Raw genomic sequence first — 15,580 nt, forward strand, 5'->3', positions numbered from 1 at the left:
TCTGCAGTCGTGCATCTTTTTTCTTTATAAGTATCCCCCGTCAAATGTGATGATCTGTCCGGTGAGATATTCTGGCGCGCAGATTAGTTTCCATACCATTTCAGCAACTTCTTCAGGGGTGGCGAAGCGTCCGGCAGGGATATCTTCCGCAAGTTCTGCCCGTTCTGCTTCGTCTAATTGTTTATTCATTTCGGTATCGATGACACCACATGCAAGAGCATTGACTGGAATTTTACTTCTTGCCAGTTCTTTGGCAAGTGCCTGGGTGAGCCCGCCGACACCGGCTTTGGAAGCAGAGTAAGCCGCTTCACAGGATGCACCGTTTACGCCCCACATGGAGGAAATGTTGATGATCCTTCCGCTTCCGTGTGACAGCATAGGAGGAATGGCAGCGCGGCAGCAGTAGAAGACGGAGGAGAGATTACTGGAAAGCACCTTGTCCCAGTCTTCATCAGTCATATCCATGAGAAGCCCGATGTGGGAAATCCCGGCATTGTTTACCAGTACATCCAGATGGTCACAGGTCTTGGCAATCGTATGGAAGATTTTCCGCACAGTATTAGGATTTCCAATGTCACCTGGCACCAGTGTACATGTGCCAATCTTTTCAATTTCTTGTCTGGTTTCTTCCAGTGCGTCAAAAGAGCGGGAACAGTTCAGGAAGATATGATAGCCCTCAGCCGCGAGTCGAAGGGCGATCGCACGTCCGATGCCACGGGAAGAGCCGGTAACAAATGCATATTTTTGTGTATATTCAGACATAATGACCTCCAGGAAAAATGTTTTTATGCATTACAGTTGAGGCAAAAATCCACAACATCATCTTATAAATACATATTTATATTTATTATATACTGGAATGATTGATATTTGAAGAACGAGATGCTATTATTTAAATAATAGTTGATAAGCACGCTTGTAATATAGGACTTATCAATAAGACAGGTGACTGGCAGCGAATATGGGGATAAAATTTTGAACGAATTAGAAAAGAAAGGGCAGATGGTCGCTCGTGCGATTGCATTTGCTACAAAGGCACACGAGGGGCAGTTCCGAAAAGGGACGAAAAGACCGTATATTGTTCATCCATTGGAGGTGGGTGAGATTGTCGCAACACTGACTTTTGATGAGGAGATTATCAGTGCAGCGCTTTTGCATGATACAATCGAGGATTGCCAGGGAATTACACGGGAAGTACTGGCGCAGGAGTTTTCTGAGCGTGTGGCAGCGCTGGTGGCTCAAGAGAGCGAAGACAAGTCAAAAACATGGTTTGAGCGCAAGAGTCATACGATTGAGCATTTAAAATATGCACCGTATGAAGTGCGTATGATTGGTCTGGCAGACAAGCTTTCTAATATCCGTGATATCGACAGGGATTATCCGGTCATGGGAGAAGAGTTGTGGAATCGTTTCCGAATGAAAGAAAAGAACACGATTGGCTGGTATTACAAAGGATTGCGGGAATCTCTGCGCGAAGGATTTGAGCAGGAAGAAGCATTTCGCGAGTACAGTTATCTGGTAGATAAGAATTTTGGGATAGATGAGTCACCTCACATCTGATATAGCTGTGTAAAAAGGAGACGCTTCAGATTTATAATAGAATCTGAAGCGTCTCCTTTTTGTTGTTGCCAAGTTAATTGAGGAACCGGGCGACCACAATGTTTGATTAAGTGCTGTTCACACTTAAAATTTGGGTTGGGTAAAATTAATAATACAATAAAAATTTGATTAAATTATATTGCAAAATTATGATAATATCAAGACATTTTTGCAAAATAAAAAATTTTTTACATGCTCTTGGAAATTTCTTCACAAGTTTTCATGGCTTCGATTACGGAGCTGCGGAAGCCTTTTTCTTCCAGGACACGGACAGCTTCAATAGTTGTTCCTGCCGGGGAACATACCATATCTTTTAACTCACCTGGATGCTTTCCGGTTTCCAGAACCATTTTCGCACTTCCAAGAACTGCCTGGGCAGCGAACTGGTAAGCCTGAGCTCTTGGCATACCACCGGAAACGGCTGCATCAGCCATAGCTTCGATAAACATAAATACATAAGCCGGGGAGCTTCCGCTAACAGAAACGACGGTGTCCATCAGGCGCTCTGGAATGATCTCAACGCGTCCGAAACTCTCCAGAAGTGTGAGGACATAAGCAATCTCTTCTTTTGTCATATATTCATTCGGGCATGCGGCTGTCATACCAGCTCCCACAAGCGCCGGAGTATTTGGCATTGTACGGACAATTTTTACATTTTTACCAAACTGTTCCTTTAACCACGCCAAAGTTTTGCCTGGTGCGATTGTGATAATGATCTGATCTTCACGAACATCATCTTTGATTTCGGCAATTACCTCTGCATAGAACTGCGGTTTTACAGATAGAATGACAATATCAGAACGATTGATAACTTCATGGTTGTCAGCAGTTACCTGAATTTTGAACTGCTCTTTTACACGCTCGCGTCCAGCTTCCATGACATCTGCTCCGATAATATCATTTGCAGGGATGATCTGATTCTTTATAATACCGCCCATAATAGCAGACGCCATATTTCCAGTGCCGATAAAACCTAATTTCATAGTGATTCCTTCTTTCTTATTATTTGCCTTTCCCATGTTCGTTCATTTCCGGGTGGAAAATGTGTAGTTTAGCCGTATTGCTAAGATTCGTTTGGTAATCATTTTCCAGGCATCTTAGGAAAATAATAGCATTCTGGAAAAATGAAGTCAATCCGAAGTTAAAGGAATCGCTCTTGCGCGTTTTGGCAGGGATGACATTGTGAGACTCGCTCTTGTAGGAAGTGACAGAGTTGGATATAATATACAAGAAATAATTTTTGCATTTGCATTTTTGAAATTAAGTGAAAATATATAGAAATTTGGTTAGGAAGTGACTGAATATGAAAAAAGAACTGGATTATTTTACAATAGAAGGGTGCTACGGAGGCAATCAGGACTGGTTCACGAATCTGGTTATGCATATGGGTGGCTGTGCTGCAGCGACCGCATGCGACAGTTGCATTTATTTCGGACTTCAGAATGAAAAGATGAAGCCGCTTTATCCATTCAATATAGAATGCCTTACAAAAGAAGATTATAAGGCATTCAGCCAGATCATGAAACCTTACCTCAAACCACGTGCTGGCGGTGTACGGAAGCTTAGCTGGTTCGTGGAAGGTCTTGGACGATATATTCAAGATGTAAATGAAGCGAAACACACTGATATTTACATCAGGATGGAAGAATTCTGTGGTGATCATACATGGCAGGAAGCAGCTATATTTATTAAAGAACAACTAGATCAGGACATTCCTGTACCGTACCTGCTTTTGCGCCATCAGAACGAAGCCTACAAAGACTATATCTGGCATTGGTTCCTGCTCACAGGATACGAAGAAAAAGATGAAAAAATGTACATCAAAACAGCAACTTATGGGGAAAGCGACACCTTCGAACTTGAAGACTTCTGGAACACCGGCTGCGAAGAAAAAGGAGGCCTCATACGCCTTACACCACACTACAATTAATTAGGTAACGTGTTTGACCATCCGGCTTTCAGATATAGAATAAAAAGTAACAATAGAATATATCAGTACCAGGAAATATTGACGATACACCTAACCTACGCTACAATATTACTCAGGATTTTCGAAAATTACCGGGAACAGAATGACTGCAAATTTAGATTCGCTTTTCGGGTAATTTCCAACAATCTGAGAAAAATTAAAATAAAAATATAGAAGAAAGAGGTATACAATATGGCAAACCCAATCGTAACATTTGAAATGGAAAACGGTGACATTATGAAAGCAGAATTATATCCGGAAATTGCTCCGAACACAGTGAACAACTTTATTTCACTGGTTCAGAACGGATTCTATGACGGACTCATCTTCCACAGAGTGATTCGTGGATTCATGATCCAGGGCGGATGCCCGGATGGAACAGGCATGGGCGGTCCGGGATACACGATCAAAGGCGAGTTCTCACAGAATGGTTTTGCAAATGATTTAAGACACACAGAGGGTGTTCTTTCTATGGCAAGAGCAATGCATCCGGATTCAGCAGGTTCCCAGTTCTTTATTATGCACAAGAATTCCCCGCATCTGGACGGAGCTTACGCTGCATTTGGTAAGATTACAGAAGGAATGGATATTGTAAATAAAATTGCTGAGACAGCAACCGATTACAGTGACAGACCACTGGAAGAGCAGAAGATGAAAAAAGTTACGGTAGACACAATGGGAGTAGAATACCCGGCTCCGGAGAGAGTTTAAGATAAAAGTAAACAGTTAAATTAGAGGAGGCACAAAAAGCCCATGGATATGATACAGACAGACAAGCTGGTATTTGAATATGACAAACGGGATGAAGATGGCAATATTATCGGCAAGTCCCGGGCAATCGATGAGGTGGATATCGATGTGAAAGAAGGGCAGTTTATTGCAATTCTTGGTCATAACGGTTCGGGAAAGTCCACATTTGCAAAACATATAAATGCGCTTCTTGTGCCAACTGATGGAACGATGTGGGTAGACGGACGTGACACGAAAGATCCGAACGAGCTGTGGAATGTAAGACAGAGTGCGGGCATGGTTTTTCAGAATCCAGACAATCAGATTATCGGAACGGTCGTGGAGGAAGATGTTGGATTTGGCCCGGAGAATCTGGGCGTACCAACCGATGAAATCTGGAAACGTGTAGAAGACAGTTTGAAATCTGTTGGAATGATTTCTTACCGGCATCATTCACCAAATAAGCTTTCCGGTGGACAGAAGCAGCGTGTAGCAATTGCCGGGGTCATCGCTATGGAGCCGAAATGCATCGTTCTTGATGAGCCGACAGCTATGCTGGACCCGATGGGGAGAAAAGAAGTTTTAAAAACAGTGCAGAAGTTAAGAGAGCAGAAGAAAGTTACGGTTATACTGATTACACATTATATGGAAGAAGTGGTCGATGCAGACAAGATTTATGTTATGGATCACGGGCATGTAGTGATGGAAGGAACACCGAAAGAAATCTTCTCTCAGGTCGATACATTGAAGCACTACAGATTAGATGTTCCGCAGGTGACGATTCTTGCGGACGAGCTTAAGAAACGAGGACTTGACATTCCGGATGGAATTTTGACGAAGGAAGAACTGGTGGAGGCATTATGTCAATTAAAATAGAACATTTGAATTATGTATACAGTGAAGGCACAGCCTACGAAAAACATGCGTTAAAAGACATTTGCCTGGAGATTCCACATGGAGAATTTGTGGGGATCATCGGACATACAGGTTCCGGAAAGTCTACGCTGATCCAGCATCTGAATGGACTGATCAAAGGAACAAGCGGAGCCATCTATTATAATGGAGAGAACATTTACCAGGATGGGTACGATATGCGGGCACTCAGAAGCCAGGTGGGACTTGTGTTTCAATATCCGGAGCATCAGTTATTTGAAATAGATGTGCTGACAGATGTGTGTTTTGGACCGAAGAATCAGGGATTGTCACAGCAAGAGTGTGAGGCACGGGCGCTGGAGGCATTGAAGCTTGTAGGATTAAAAGAAAAATATTATAAATCATCACCATTTGAACTCTCAGGAGGGCAGAAGCGAAGAGTTGCAATTGCCGGGGTACTGGCAATGCGTCCGAAGGTGCTTGTACTGGACGAGCCGACTGCGGGATTAGATCCGAAGGGGCGCGACGAGATTCTGGATCAGATTGCATATCTGCACAAGGAATCGGATCTGACGGTTATTCTGGTTTCCCATAGTATGGAGGATATCGCCAGATATGCGGATCGGTTGATTGTGATGAACAGTGGTGAAGTGATGTATAACGATACCCCGAAAAATGTGTTCGCACATTATCAGGAACTGGAGAAGGTCGGACTTGCAGCACCGCAGGTGACATACATTATGCATGATCTGAAGATGAAAGGATTCCCGGTAGGTGTGACTGCTACAACTGTAGGAGAGGCAGCAGATGAGATTATGCACGCATTAGGAAGACAATAGCAAAAAAAGATAAAAGGCTTGTAAATAGATATTGGAGATATAAAAAATGATTCGAGACATTACAATAGGACAATATTATCCGGCAAAAAGTATATTGCACAGACTGGATCCAAGAGTGAAGGTTGTATCCACACTTTTATTCTTGATTTCATTATTCCTGTTTCGGAGTATTCCAGGATACATCATTGCGACCGCATTTCTTGTGATGGTAGTACGTTTGTCAAAAGTACCGTTTGGTTATATTGTGAAAGGTCTGAAGCCGATTATCATGATTTTGATGTTGACGGTATTATTTCAGTTGTTCCTGACAAGAGGCGGTGCCACATTAGTTCACTGGTGGATCTTTACAATCACAGAAGAAGGACTGGTAAATGCGGTGTATATGGCGATCCGATTGATTTATCTGATTATTGGATCATCATTAATGACATTTACAACGACGCCGAATGAGCTGACAGATGCTATTGAGAAGCTGCTTGGACCGTTGAACAAAATTCATATTCCGGTTCACGAGATTGCTATGACAATGTCTATAGCACTTCGCTTTATCCCAATTCTTCTGGAGGAGACGGACAAGATTATGAAGGCACAGATTGCCAGGGGTGCAGATTTTGAAAGTGGAAATATGCTTCAAAGAGCAAAAGCTATGATTCCAATCCTTGTACCGCTTTTTGTATCTGCGTTCCGCCATGCAAATGACCTTGCCATGGCGATGGAGGCAAGATGCTACCACGGAGGAGAAGGACGTACGAAGATGAAACCGCTTCGTTATGTGAGCCGTGACCGTGTGGCCTATGCAATTGTGATTCTTTATGTGGCAGCAGTATTCGTGATTGGAAGATATGTACCGTTTCATATCTGGATTTTTTAACAGGAGGTTTTGAAGAGTGAGAAGAATTCGGATAGTAGTTGCCTATGACGGTACCAATTACTGTGGCTGGCAGATTCAGCCGAACGGTATTACAATAGAAGAAATCCTAAATAGACAGATCAGTAAACTGACCGGAGAAGATATCCGGATCATAGGTGCAAGCCGGACAGATTCCGGAGTACATGCACTTGGAAATGTAGCCGTTTTTGATACAGAATCCCGGATTCCGGGAGACCGGTTCGCATACGCACTGAATCAGAAGATGCCGGAAGATATTGTGATCGTAAGATCTGACGAAGTGCAGATAGATTGGCATCCGAGATATCAGAACGAGATATCCAAAACATATGAATATCACATTTATAACGCGAAGGTGAGAAATCCGCTGAAAAACCGGTACAGCACCTTCGTTTCTTTCGATTTAGATGTGGAAAAGATGAGACAAGGTGCGAAATACATTTTAGGGGAGCATGATTTTGCAAGCTTCTGCAATGTACGGACTAATGCGAAAGATACCGTGCGTACAGTGCATGAAATAACAATTAAAGAGATTCCAATGGATAAGTTCCAGGCTTCGAATTGGGGACAGGAAAATTCAAATTTAGAAAATGAAAAAGAAATCGTTATTCGTGTAACGGGAAACGGCTTCCTATATAATATGGTTCGTATCATTGCCGGAACGTTGATCCGTGTGGGGCGTGGATTCTATGAACCAGAGAAAATCAGAGATATTCTGGAGGCGAAGGAACATACTTCCGAGGGAATAACAGCACCGCCGAATGGACTGGTGCTTGTATCAATAGATTATCCACTGTAAACGCTTTCAACAGAAGAATATAAGAAAAATGTAAGAAAAAAATAAGAAATTTGTATTTTTTCTTTGAATTATTAAGAACTCTGTGATAAACTATCTAGGATATATAATTCTATGGAGGGATTGGACAATGGACAATTACATGTATCTGGTTCCGGTTGCGGCTGTAGTAGCTTTGTTATTTGCTGCATACCTTGCAAATAAAGTAAGCAAAATGGACGCTGGAACTGACAGAATGAAAGAGATTGCAGATGCAATCGCTGAAGGTGCTCGTGCATTCTTAGGTGCAGAGTACAAGATTCTTGTTATCTTCGTTGCAGTACTTTTCGTACTGATCGGAGTAGGAATTCAAAACTGGATTGAAGCTATTTGTTTCGTAGTTGGAGCGCTGTTCTCAACAATCGCAGGATACTGCGGAATGACAGTTGCTACAAAAGCTAACGTTAGAACAGCTAACGCTGCAAAAGAGCACGGAATGAACAAAGCTCTTTCAATTGCATTCTCAGGCGGAGCCGTTATGGGAATGTGCGTAGCAGGACTTGGCGCACTTGGTGTCAGCCTTGTTTACATTTTTACTAAGAACACAGACGTATTATTTGGATTCAGTCTTGGTGCTTCATCTATCGCGCTTTTCGCACGTGTAGGTGGAGGAATCTATACAAAGGCAGCTGACGTTGGAGCTGACCTTGTAGGTAAAGTTGAGGCTGGTATTCCAGAGGATGACCCGCGTAACCCGGCAGTTATCGCTGACAACGTTGGAGATAATGTAGGTGACGTAGCAGGAATGGGTGCTGACCTGTTCGAGTCATATGTTGGATCATTAGTATCTGCTCTGACACTTGGTGTTGCTGTGGCAGCTGTAGAAGGAGTATTATTCCCACTGGCTATTTCCGGATGTGGACTGATCGCTTCTATCATTGCTACATTCTTTGTAAAAGGTGATGAGAACTCTAACCCGCAGAAAGCTCTTACAAGAGGAAGCTATGTATCTGCAGCATTAGTTATCATCGTATCTCTGGCACTTAGCTGGACATTATTTGGAAACATGAACGCAGCAATCGCAGTCATCGCTGGTCTGATTGTCGGTGTTATCATTGGTAATATTACAGAGTACTACACATCTGCAGATTACAAACCGGTTCAGGGAATCGGAGAGCAGTCTGAGACAGGTGCAGCTACAACAATCATCAGTGGACTTGCAGTTGGTATGAAATCAACAGCTATCCCACTTCTTCTGATCTGTGTAGCTATCTTTATTTCATATCAGACATTTGGACTTTACGGAATTGCTCTTGCAGCCGTAGGTATGCTTTCAACAACAGGTATCACTGTTGCAGTTGATGCTTATGGACCGATCGCTGACAATGCCGGTGGTATTGCAGAGATGTCTGGTCTTGAGGAGTCAGTTCGTGACATCACAGACAAACTTGACTCTGTTGGTAACACAACAGCAGCTATGGGTAAAGGATTCGCTATCGGATCTGCAGCTCTTACAGCACTTGCACTGTTCGTATCATACGCACAGGCAGTTAAACTTGATTCCATCAGTATCCTTGATTACAAAGTAATCATCGGTATCTTCATCGGTGGTATGCTTACATTCCTGTTCTCCGCATTTACAATGGAGTCAGTATCTAAAGCAGCTTACAAGATGATCGAGGAAGTTAGACGTCAGTTCCGTGAGAAACCGGGCATCATGAAAGGTGAGGAGAAACCGGACTACAAGTCATGTGTAGGAATTTCTACAACAGCAGCTCTTCACGAGATGCTTCTCCCAGGAGTTATGGCAGTAGCAGCTCCATTGGTTGTAGGTATCGTTCTTGGCGTTGAGGCTCTTGGCGGACTTCTTGCAGGAGCTCTTGTAACAGGAGTTCTTATGGCAATCTTCATGTCCAACGCAGGTGGAGCATGGGATAACGCTAAGAAGTACATCGAGACAGGACATCACGGTGGAAAAGGAAGCGAGGCTCACAAAGCAGCCGTTGTTGGTGATACAGTAGGAGATCCGTTCAAGGATACTTCAGGACCGTCAATCAACATCCTGATCAAACTTATGACAGTAGTATCTCTCGTATTCGCACCATTATTCTTATCAATTGGTGGATTACTGTAATACATATTATGAGATTAAAAACGAGACATTGAAAAATGTCTCGTTTTTTTACGCAATTAACAATATCGGTCTCTCTTTTTATGAAGTTGGTTCTCTAATGGAACGATGCTGACATATTCTGCGTTGTTCTCTTCGATGCATGTTCTGGCAGCTTCAATATCATCAGGATGTATCAGAAGCGCCATTCCACAGGCGGCTTTGCCATCTGTCGCCCGAGGGGCAGGTGCGATACGATTCGGGATATCGTGATCGCACAGAAGTTCGTGGAGCATCATCCCCTGGGTGTGATTATCAAAGAGTATGTAATAGCGGATATGTTCGTTTTTATCTTCCATTATTTGCTTAACATCTCCACAAATGCACCGATTCTTGTACGGAGCTGTTCAGCATCTGTATCGGTGTAATCTGTTTCCAGAGAGAGAACCGGAATGTTCTTTTCTTTTAATGCTTCAGCAACTGCGCGTTTCTCTGTATCATACAGGCAGCAGAACATGAGGCTGCAGTCGATGACTCCATCTACCTGGTATTCATCTACCATGCGGAGAATGTCATCGATACGTCCGGTGTTCGGTGTGAAGCAAGCACAGTTTGTCTTCATGTAACGTCTGGACAGATTCATGAACTGCTCGTCCAGTGTCTCGCCAGATTCATCAACAAGGTTTTCGAAGTATCTTGTTCCGGTACACATCTCTTCACAGACAACAGCAGCGCCGCTTGTCTCAATGATATTGTGTAATTTCCAGTTTGGAACTGCAAGAGGTGTTCCTGTAATCAGGATACGTTTTGTTCCTTCCGGAACGACAGATACACCATCTTTGATGCGCTGCTCCAGTTCGTCAGCCAGGCGGTTACACATCTGAGCACAACGTACCGGATCATCAAAGAAGGAAATCTGAGTCATAAGCAGAGCATCACGTCCGGAGATTGGCAGACATTTTGACTTTCTGCAATCATAAACTCTCTGCATTGCTTTTCGTTTTTCGTTACAGATTTTGATTGCCTCAGCAAGTTTTTCCGGTGTTACTTTGTTACCAGTGAAATCTTCTACAACTTTTGCAAAATCAGCAATTTCATCTTTCCATTTTACAATATCTTTTTCGCGTTTCATCTGAGGAACGTCCATAATATGCATCGGAACGTCTTTTCCAAGAATCTCATAAGCTTTCTTTTTGCCATCACATGTAGTTTCCCCGACATACATGTCTGCAATACGGAAGAATGGGCAGGTACGTCCAAGTCTTGCACCAACAGAAGCTTTTACAAGCGGGCACATATTTTTCGGCAGGACTTTTTCACCGTCCGGAACCCAGAACTGGGAACCACCACAGAGTCCGGTCACAATACCATTAGCAGCGATGACAACTTCATCTGGTACATATACGCAAAATGTTCCGAATACTTTGCGTCCTTTTTTCTGCTCCTCAATTAATTCAGCCGGGCGGATACCATGTACCTCAGCAATGACCATATCCCAGAAATCCATTGCTTTCGGTCGGTTCTCCTGTGTCATAAATACATCCCCAACTGCTGTTGGAAGAACCTGACAGAGATTGTCGTGATTATTGATATCCATTCCAAGGTCTTCCCACATTTTTACATAATCAGCCATGTTATTATTCCTCCTCTTTGACATTGACTCTTTGATTGTTAGAATCAAACATACATTGCGATTAATCCTATGTGATTATTGTAAGAAATAACGAATGAGTTAGTCAATGCATACGTAAGATTGTGCAAAATAACTATAAATAATGAACTTTTATAGAAAAAATAAATAGGTTAGCTTTGGCTTACATAGCCTTGAAACACAACATTTTTTGTGTTAATATAAAAAACGGAACATATTTTTGTATTTAATATCGAAGAGAGGTAATAAACGTGACAAAAGTAGACATTATATCTGGATTCCTTGGAGCCGGAAAGACTACATTTATTAAAGAACTGATTGAAAAAGTTTTCGCAGGCGAGAAGCTTGTGCTGATTGAAAATGAATTTGGTGAGATTGGTATTGACGGTGGATTTCTTCAGGATGCAGGAATCGAGATTACTGAAATGAACTCAGGCTGCATCTGCTGTACACTGGTTGGAGATTTTAGTGTAGCACTTAAAAAAGTACTGGATGAGTATCACCCGGATCACGTAATTATTGAGCCATCAGGAGTCGGCAAACTTTCTGATGTTGCAGCAGCGATTGAAAATGTAAAAGAAGATGCAGACATTGAAATAGAAGGAAGAATTACAGTTGTAGATGGAAAGAAAGCGAAAATGTATCTGGACAACTTTGGAGAGTTTTTCGAGAACCAGGTAGAGCATGCATCGACAATCGTAATCAGCAGAACTCAGAATATGACAGACGAGAAGATAGAGGCTTGTGTACATCTTTTAAGAGAGAAGAATGACAAGGCTACAATCATTTCCACACCGTGGGATCAGTTGAGCGGAGACGCAATCTGTCACGCTCTCGAGCACGGTGCAGAGATCGAAGGATTATTCGAGCATCATCATGACCATGACGAGGAGTGTACATGCGGTCATCACCATGAGCATCATCACGATCATGACGAGGAGTGTGGATGCGGCCATCACCATGAGCATCATCACGACCATGATGAGGAGTGTACATGCGGCCATCACCATGAGCATCATCACGATCATGACGAGGAGTGTGGATGCGGTCATCACCATGAGCATCATCACGACCATGATGAGGAGTGTAGTTGTGGATGCGGCCACCACCATCATCACCATGCGGATGAAGTGTTCACAAGCTGGGGTAAGGAAACTGCGCACAAGTACACAGAGGAAGAGCTGGATTACTTATTGAAAGCATTGTCTGAGACAGATGCTTATGGAACAATCCTTCGTTCCAAAGGAATTATCCAGATGACAGACGGTAACTGGAAGCAGTTTGATCTTGTTCCGCAGGAGTATGAGGTCAGAGATGGAAATGCTGATTATTCAGGACGTATGGTTGTAATTGGAACAGATCTCAAAGAAGACGAACTGGCTAAATTATTCCATGTACAATAGTAAAGATATAAAGGAGCAGCAAAAACAATGATGGAACCAACACCAGTATATATATGTACCGGATTTCTGGACAGTGGAAAGACGTTGCTTGTCAAAGATACTTTGATGGAGCAGGAATGGATCGAACCGGGACTTACACTTCTGATTCTTTGTGAAGAAGGTGAGGAAGAATATTCCAAGGAATATTTGGAAGAAAATGATATGGTGCTTTTAAAGATAGATAAATTTGAGCAGTTAAATGCAGCATTTTTTACAAACTGCGAGAAGAACTATCATCCGGCGCAGGTTGTCATTGAATACAATGGAATGTGGAAGCTGGAAGATTTGTTACAGCTTAAGTACCCACGCAAATGGCAGATTCAGGGAATTTATTCTACTGTTAATGGAACGACACTGGATATGTACCTGAAAAACATGAGAAATATGTTGATGGAGCAGCTTACCGAGTCAGAGCTTATCATTATCAACCGTTGCCCGGAAGGTGTGGATCGTTCCGGATTCAGACGTGCACTTAAGGTACAGAATCCAATGGCACAGTTGATATTTGAAGGAATGGACGGCAAGATCATTCAGCCGACAGCTGAAGACCTGCCATTTGATATTAAGGAAAATCCAATTAAAGTTGAAGATGAAGACTTTGGAATCTGGTATGTAGATGCATATGATCATCCAGACCAGTATATGGATAAAGAGATTGAGTTTGTCGCACAGGCATTTCGTCCGAAAGGAATGAAGAATGATATGTTCGTTCCTGTCAGAAAAATTATGACCTGCTGTGCAGATGATGTCCGTCTGTATGGATATCCGTGTAAGATTCCAAAAGTTACAAATATCCAGATGCAGAAATGGTATCGTGTTCGTGTAAGATATTCCTTTGAGCCGACAGAGCCATTTGCACCAGAGCAGCCGGTACTGTATCTGATGCACATTGAACCGGCCGAGGCACCGGAACAGGATTATGTATATCTTGGATAAATGTATTACACAATCTGCTTGACAAAGCATGTCAAATCAGTTAGCATAACAGCAGGGTAAAGAAAATATAACCAATATGCAAAGGCAATGAAGGGAAGAAGTAGTGGTGGATACACCCGTACAGAGAGCAGCCGGCAGGTGAGAGGCGCACGAAGGAAGAGACTACGAATACATCCCAAAGCTGCACACCGAAATCCAGAACCATGCAGAATGAGGAGACGTATAATCAAAAAGAACGTAAGAGAAATGTATTCTGAGGCAGGGACGAGTAGGCTGTGACGAGAAGCACCCGTTAACGTGCTTAAGCTGTGAATGCGGCTTAATGAGGCTGGCAGGCGTAAGCTGTCAGTAAAATAAGGTGGTACCACGATATATGTCGTCCTTGTCCGGTAGCGGACAAGGACGTTTTTATATAATAGGAAATTGCATTTCCTATTATATAAAAAAAGCCTCCGGCAGGATGCGCACTCGCGCGAATAAGAACCAACATATCGTCCTTATAAAAATATGAATGAGATAAAGGAGAGAAAATCATGGGAATTTATGAAGAGTTACAGGCGAGAGGTCTGATCGCTCAGGTAACAGATGAAGAAAGAATCAGAGATTTAGTAAACAATGGAAAAGCAACATTTTATATTGGATTTGATCCGACGGCGGACAGTCTTCACGTAGGACATTTTATGGCACTGTGTCTGATGAAGCGTCTGCAGGAAGCAGGCAATAAACCAATTGCTCTGATCGGTGGGGGAACAGGATACATCGGAGATCCATCTGGAAGAACAGATATGAGAAGTATGATGACTCCAGAGCAGATCCAGCATAACTGTGATTGCTTTAAAAAGCAGATGAGCCGTTTCATCGATTTCTCAGATGGAAAAGCACTTATGGTTAATAATGCAGACTGGCTTCTTGGGCTGAACTATATAGAAGTCCTTCGCGAAATTGGTCCGCATTTTTCTGTAAACCGTATGCTGACAGCAGAGTGTTACAAGCAGAGAATGGAAAAAGGACTTAGCTTCCTCGAGTTCAACTACATGATCATGCAGGCGTATGATTTCTATGAGTTGTTCCAAAAATACGGCTGTAATCTGGAATTTGGCGGAGATGATCAGTGGAGCAATATGCTTGCAGGTACAGAGTTGATTCGTCGTAAACTTGGAAAAGATGCTTCTGCTATGACAATTACACTGCTTCTGAACTCCGAAGGAAAGAAGATGGGCAAAACACAGAGCGGTGCGGTATGGCTTGATCCAAACAAGACTTCCCCATTTGAGTTTTACCAGTATTGGAGAAATGTAGGAGATGCTGACGTTCTCAAATGTATCCGTATGCTGACATTCCTTCCGTTAGAAGAGATTGACGCAATGGATAAATGGGAAGGAGCAGAGCTTAACAAAGCGAAAGAAATCCTTGCATTTGAGCTGACAAGTCTTGTTCATGGTGAAGAAGAGGCTAAAAAAGCACAGGAGGCTGCAAAGGCATTATTTAGTACAGGTGCTGCGGCAGATATGCCTAAGACAGAACTTACAGAGGCTGATCTTACAGATGGCAACATTGATATTATGACACTGCTTGTAAAATGCGGCCTGACAGCTTCCAAATCTGAAGCACGCCGTGCAGTACAGCAAGGTGGAGTGTCTGTAGATGGAGAGAAAATCACAGATATTGCCCACACATTTGCCGGAGAAGATTTTGGCGGAGAAGGAATCGTTCTGAAAAAAGGAAAGAAAAATTTCCGCAAGGTCATTGTAAAATAAAATATAATTAT

The 15,580-nt window shown here is 42.7% G+C and carries 15 protein-coding genes; 11 read left to right on the forward strand and 4 right to left on the reverse strand.

The genetic code is table 11. The features are described from left to right. Positions 1-24: 24 nt before the first annotated feature. Positions 25-762, reverse strand: coding sequence for an SDR family NAD(P)-dependent oxidoreductase (locus tag NQ560_RS02735; RefSeq protein WP_005335998.1), 738 nt, complete (start codon positions 760-762; stop codon positions 25-27). A 240-nt stretch (positions 763-1,002) separates the two neighbouring features. Between NQ560_RS02735 and NQ560_RS02740 the strand changes: the two genes are divergently transcribed. Further along, entirely contained in the window at positions 1,003-1,560 is a 558-nt protein-coding gene (locus tag NQ560_RS02740; protein WP_040015758.1) for an HD domain-containing protein, read from the forward strand. Between the two features lie 227 nt (positions 1,561-1,787). Here the strand turns inward: NQ560_RS02740 and proC are convergent, their stop codons facing one another. Then, a complete protein-coding gene (gene proC / locus NQ560_RS02745; RefSeq protein ID WP_040015757.1) occupies positions 1,788-2,582 on the reverse strand; it encodes a pyrroline-5-carboxylate reductase in 795 nt (264 codons plus the stop codon). A gap of 320 nt (positions 2,583-2,902) precedes the next feature. Here proC and NQ560_RS02750 point away from each other — a divergent pair, with 320 nt between their 5' ends. The 7 genes from NQ560_RS02750 (at position 2,903) to NQ560_RS02780 (ending at position 9,807) form a co-directional block, all read left to right on the forward strand. Then, positions 2,903-3,529 carry a hypothetical protein gene (locus NQ560_RS02750; protein WP_005335992.1) on the forward strand — a complete coding sequence of 209 codons (627 nt, stop codon included), beginning with the start codon at positions 2,903-2,905 and terminating at the stop codon, positions 3,527-3,529. Positions 3,530-3,760: 231 nt separating this feature from the next. Continuing rightward, positions 3,761-4,279 (forward strand): peptidylprolyl isomerase, encoded by a 519-nt coding sequence (locus NQ560_RS02755; protein WP_005335991.1) that lies wholly within the window; start codon positions 3,761-3,763, stop codon positions 4,277-4,279. A gap of 42 nt (positions 4,280-4,321) precedes the next feature. Continuing rightward, a complete protein-coding gene (locus NQ560_RS02760; protein ID WP_005335990.1) occupies positions 4,322-5,173 on the forward strand; it encodes an energy-coupling factor transporter ATPase in 852 nt (283 codons plus the stop codon). Next, positions 5,158-6,009 (forward strand): energy-coupling factor transporter ATPase, encoded by an 852-nt coding sequence (locus NQ560_RS02765; protein ID WP_005335989.1) that lies wholly within the window; start codon positions 5,158-5,160, stop codon positions 6,007-6,009. Before NQ560_RS02760 ends, NQ560_RS02765 begins: the two co-directional genes overlap by 16 nt. A 46-nt stretch (positions 6,010-6,055) precedes the next feature. Further along, complete coding sequence (locus NQ560_RS02770) at positions 6,056-6,880, forward strand: energy-coupling factor transporter transmembrane component T family protein (RefSeq protein ID WP_005335987.1); 825 nt, start codon at positions 6,056-6,058, stop codon at positions 6,878-6,880. A gap of 16 nt (positions 6,881-6,896) precedes the next feature. Continuing rightward, positions 6,897-7,697, forward strand: coding sequence for a tRNA pseudouridine(38-40) synthase TruA (truA, locus tag NQ560_RS02775; RefSeq protein WP_005335986.1), 801 nt, complete (start codon positions 6,897-6,899; stop codon positions 7,695-7,697). Between the two features lie 127 nt (positions 7,698-7,824). Beyond that, on the forward strand, positions 7,825-9,807 hold the full coding sequence (locus tag NQ560_RS02780; RefSeq protein WP_005335985.1) for a sodium-translocating pyrophosphatase: 1,983 nt from the start codon (positions 7,825-7,827) through the stop codon (positions 9,805-9,807). Positions 9,808-9,863: 56 nt separating this feature from the next. Here NQ560_RS02780 and NQ560_RS02785 read toward each other — a convergent pair whose 3' ends face one another. Together NQ560_RS02785 and NQ560_RS02790 are read right to left on the reverse strand one after the other, a co-directional pair. Next, on the reverse strand, positions 9,864-10,142 hold the full coding sequence (locus tag NQ560_RS02785; RefSeq protein WP_005335984.1) for a putative Se/S carrier protein: 279 nt from the start codon (positions 10,140-10,142) through the stop codon (positions 9,864-9,866). Further along, positions 10,142-11,416: a double-cubane-cluster-containing anaerobic reductase gene (locus tag NQ560_RS02790; protein WP_040015741.1), complete on the reverse strand. Its 1,275-nt coding sequence runs from the start codon at positions 11,414-11,416 to the stop codon at positions 10,142-10,144. The genes NQ560_RS02785 and NQ560_RS02790 overlap by 1 nt, the downstream gene beginning before the upstream one ends. 269 nt (positions 11,417-11,685) lie before the next feature. Here NQ560_RS02790 and NQ560_RS02795 point away from each other — a divergent pair, with 269 nt between their 5' ends. The 3 genes from NQ560_RS02795 to tyrS all read left to right on the forward strand — a co-directional run bounded on the left by NQ560_RS02795 (position 11,686) and on the right by tyrS (position 15,569). Then, entirely contained in the window at positions 11,686-12,837 is a 1,152-nt protein-coding gene (locus NQ560_RS02795; protein ID WP_005335981.1) for a CobW family GTP-binding protein, read from the forward strand. Between the two features lie 27 nt (positions 12,838-12,864). Further along, complete coding sequence (locus NQ560_RS02800; RefSeq protein ID WP_005335979.1) at positions 12,865-13,812, forward strand: TIGR03943 family putative permease subunit; 948 nt, start codon at positions 12,865-12,867, stop codon at positions 13,810-13,812. A gap of 533 nt (positions 13,813-14,345) precedes the next feature. After that, positions 14,346-15,569 (forward strand): tyrosine--tRNA ligase, encoded by a 1,224-nt coding sequence (tyrS, locus tag NQ560_RS02805; protein WP_005335975.1) that lies wholly within the window; start codon positions 14,346-14,348, stop codon positions 15,567-15,569. Positions 15,570-15,580: the final 11 nt, after the last annotated feature.

Source organism: Dorea formicigenerans (assembly GCF_025150245.1).
Lineage (GTDB): Bacteria > Bacillota > Clostridia > Lachnospirales > Lachnospiraceae > Dorea > Dorea formicigenerans.

Excerpts from the sequence above, each read along its gene's own strand:
- NQ560_RS02740 (WP_040015758.1), top strand. The coding sequence starts at position 1,003 with ATGGTCGCTCGTGCGATTGCATTTGCTACAAAGGCACACGAGGGGCAG.
- tyrS (WP_005335975.1), top strand. The coding sequence starts at position 14,346 with ATGGGAATTTATGAAGAGTTACAGGCGAGAGGTCTGATCGCTCAGGTA.
- NQ560_RS02780 (WP_005335985.1), top strand. The coding sequence starts at position 7,825 with ATGGACAATTACATGTATCTGGTTCCGGTTGCGGCTGTAGTAGCTTTG.
- NQ560_RS02750 (WP_005335992.1), top strand. The coding sequence starts at position 2,903 with ATGAAAAAAGAACTGGATTATTTTACAATAGAAGGGTGCTACGGAGGC.
- proC (WP_040015757.1), bottom strand. The coding sequence starts at position 2,582 with ATGAAATTAGGTTTTATCGGCACTGGAAATATGGCGTCTGCTATTATG.
- NQ560_RS02770 (WP_005335987.1), top strand. The coding sequence starts at position 6,056 with ATGATTCGAGACATTACAATAGGACAATATTATCCGGCAAAAAGTATA.
- NQ560_RS02735 (WP_005335998.1), bottom strand. The coding sequence starts at position 762 with ATGTCTGAATATACACAAAAATATGCATTTGTTACCGGCTCTTCCCGT.
- NQ560_RS02760 (WP_005335990.1), top strand. The coding sequence starts at position 4,322 with ATGGATATGATACAGACAGACAAGCTGGTATTTGAATATGACAAACGG.
- NQ560_RS02785 (WP_005335984.1), bottom strand. The coding sequence starts at position 10,142 with ATGGAAGATAAAAACGAACATATCCGCTATTACATACTCTTTGATAAT.
- NQ560_RS02790 (WP_040015741.1), bottom strand. The coding sequence starts at position 11,416 with ATGGCTGATTATGTAAAAATGTGGGAAGACCTTGGAATGGATATCAAT.
- NQ560_RS02800 (WP_005335979.1), top strand. The coding sequence starts at position 12,865 with ATGATGGAACCAACACCAGTATATATATGTACCGGATTTCTGGACAGT.
- NQ560_RS02765 (WP_005335989.1), top strand. The coding sequence starts at position 5,158 with ATGTCAATTAAAATAGAACATTTGAATTATGTATACAGTGAAGGCACA.
- NQ560_RS02755 (WP_005335991.1), top strand. The coding sequence starts at position 3,761 with ATGGCAAACCCAATCGTAACATTTGAAATGGAAAACGGTGACATTATG.